This window comes from Nostoc sp. PCC 9305 (assembly GCF_963920915.1).
Taxonomy (GTDB): domain Bacteria; phylum Cyanobacteriota; class Cyanobacteriia; order Cyanobacteriales; family Nostocaceae; genus Nostoc.
The window spans coordinates 1-1865 of the sequence record NZ_CAWUDN010000239.1 but is presented as its reverse complement, the minus strand read 5'-3'; the positions used below and the strand labels follow the sequence as shown (position 1 = coordinate 1865).

1 protein-coding gene is annotated in these 1865 nt (G+C 44.8%); it reads left to right on the top strand.

Annotation, left to right across the window (positions count from 1 at the left end):
• The first annotated feature begins 190 nt into the window (after positions 1-190).
• The gene (locus ACM0OX_RS35540; protein WP_414519897.1) at positions 191-1741 is read left to right on the top strand and encodes a mercuric reductase; all 1551 of its coding nucleotides are present in this window, start codon (positions 191-193) and stop codon (positions 1739-1741) included.
• The last annotated feature ends 124 nt before the right edge of the window (positions 1742-1865 follow it).

The window sequence follows — 1865 nt, the reverse complement described above, 5'->3', positions numbered from 1 at the left end:
CAGAGTCAAAGTCCCCCTTTTTAAGGGGGATTTAGGGGGATCTTCAACGATTTTGATTTTATACAAAGATGTGTATACACCGTAGCCCCGCAAGGGAAGAGGGGTTCTTGTAGCTCACCCAATCGAGAACCGCTATAAACAAGCATAAAAAAATTAATCGGGATTCTTAATTTTAAAAGAGGTTTTGCCAATGACCAATTCAGATTTAGAAAGAGTCACAGTTCGCCCAATTGACGAGTATAACCAAAAGTTGGTATCTTACGTCCATCCGCCAAATTGGGTTAATCCTAAACCCGCCGATGTTTACGACTTGGTAGTAATTGGTGCTGGTACGGCGGGATTAGTCGTGGCTGCGGGTGCTGCGGGTCTGGATTTGGGTTTAAAGGTGGCGTTAATTGAAAAGCATCTCATGGGTGGAGATTGCTTAAATGTTGGTTGCGTACCATCTAAAACTATTATTCGTTCTGCTCGCGTCGTTGGCGAAATCTGGGATGCTAAAGACTTGGGAGTTAATATTCCCCAACATAATATTGATGTTGATTTTCCCAAAGTTATGGCCAGGATGCGGAAGATAAGAGCTGATATCAGCCATAATGATTCGGCGGAGCGCTTCTCTTCATTGGGTGTTGATGTCTTTTTGGGTAGCGGTCGATTTGCAAGTAAAAATACCGTGGAAGTTGGCAACAAAACCCTCAAGTTTAAAAAAGCTGTAATTGCGACTGGCGCAAGAGCCGCACAACTGTCGATTCCGGGAATTGAACAGGCGGGTTATCTAACCAATGAGACGGTTTTTTCCTTAATTCAACGACCAGAACGTTTGGCGGTGATTGGTGGCGGGCCCATTGGTTGCGAATTGGCACAAGCTTTCCGGCGTTTGGGTTGTGAGGTGGTGCTTTTCCATAGCGGTTCTCATCTCCTGAATAAAGAAGACGCTGAAGCCGCTAAAATTCTCCAAAAGGTTTTGATTAACGAAGGAATTCGCCTAGTACTAGATTCCAAGTTGGAGGAAGTGGTAACTGTCACCGAAGGGAAACGCCTTTACTTTTCTTCCAACGGTCATCGAGATTCGGTGACAGTCGATGAAATTTTGGTCGGTGCGGGGCGATCGCCAAATGTCGAAAATCTAAATTTAGAAGCTGTGGGTGTAGAATATGACAAGCACCAAGGCGTAAAGGTAAATGATTACCTGCAAACGACCAATCCCAAAATTTACGCAGCTGGCGATATCTGCATGAACTGGAAGTTTACCCATGCTGCTGATGCAGCGGCGCGGATTGTAATTAAAAATACCCTGTTTTCTCCCTTTGGCATAGGACGCTCGAAACTCAGTAGTCTGGTGATGCCTTGGGTAACTTATACTGACCCAGAAATTGCTCACGTAGGTTTGTACGAACACGAGGCGCAGAAATTGGGTATTGAGGTGACAACCATCAACATACCTTTTAATAGTGTAGATCGAGCGATCGCAGATGGTGAAGAGTTAGGATTTCTCAAAATCCACCATAAAAAGGGGTCTGATGAAATCATCGGTGCAACTATTGTCGCCAGTCACGCAGGTGAGATGATTTCAGAAGTGACTACGGCAATGGTGAATAAGATTGGTTTGAGCAAGTTAAGCAGTGTAATTCATCCTTATCCCACTCAAGCTGAAGCAATTAAAAAAGCCGCTGATGCTTATCGCCGAACACTCTTAACATCAAATACCAAAAAATTCTTGGGATTTCTGACAAAGTTATCTTGAGCAAAATCAGTGAACAGTCGGATAACTAAAAGTCCCTAACACCCCACCCCCAACCCCTCCCCGCAAGCGGGGCTACGGTGTACACACAAGTCTTCTAGAGTTGCACCACAGCCTTTTGATCCCC